Here is a 905-nt window from a genome sequence, read left to right as displayed (position 1 = left end):
CGGCGCAAGACGCGGATTCCTGCGGCGGCGGGTCACCGGGAGAAGTGGCTGCTGGCCCTGGACATGCTGGACGAGCTGGCCGGATGGGGTGTGGTGCCGCCACTGGTGGTGGCCGACGCAGGCTACGGCCAGAACGCGGTGTTCCGGGCCGCGCTCCAGGAACGGGGCCTGGCCTATGTGGTGGCGGTCCGTGGGAACATCACCGCCCACCCTGAGGACGCGGTGCCCCTCGCCCCTCCACGCCAGGGCTCAACCGGGAACTGGCCCCAGCCCCGCTACCGGCAGGCACCATCATCGGTGGCGGCCCTGGCCGTCGCAGAAGGCCGTGCGGCCTGCGCGAAGGTCACGTGGCGTGCCGGTTCCCGAGGCGCGTTGTGCTCGTCGTTCGCGGCGCTGAGGGTCCGTCCCGCCGGCCGGGCGGTCGAGCGAGCCTTACGTACCCGGGCCAGCGCGGAACAGGGCTGGTGGGATGGAGTGCTACCCGATCTGTGGCTCTTGGCCGAATGGCCGCCCAACGAGGAAGCGCCGACCGGGTACTGGCTGTCCAACCTCCCGCCCGGCACACCCATCGCGGAACTCGTCCGCCGGGCGAAGATCCGCCGGCGGATTGAACACGACTACCGCGAGCTCAAACACGGCCTGGGCCTGGACCACTTCGAGGGACGCTCATGGCCCGGATGGCACCACCACGTCACCCTCGTGACCGCCGCCCACGCCTTCCTGACCGAGCAGCGGCTCTCCCCAAAAGTGCCCACGCCGGCCTCACCCTCTACCAAGTCCTCGACACCCTCCAGGACGCGCTGAGGTGCTGGGCCGGTACCTGCGCCACCTGCCACCGCCCGCTACCCCGCTCCCACCAGCGGAAAGCCGCAAGATCCCCCGAGACCTAACGGAGTCCTACTAGT

The 905-nt window shown here is 70.6% G+C and carries 1 protein-coding gene; it reads left to right on the top strand.

Annotated features, from left to right (window positions below):
• The coding region (locus ABD346_RS38245) for an IS701 family transposase (protein WP_344380929.1) at positions 1-804 on the top strand (804 nt) is incomplete at its 5' end.
• Positions 805-905 lie beyond the last annotated feature (101 nt).

The sequence above is a fragment of the Streptomyces mauvecolor genome (assembly GCF_039532965.1).
GTDB classification, from domain to species: Bacteria; Actinomycetota; Actinomycetes; order Streptomycetales; family Streptomycetaceae; genus Streptomyces; species Streptomyces violascens.
Note: the sequence above shows the minus strand (reverse complement) of the source record. Positions and strands in the feature narration are given on the sequence as shown.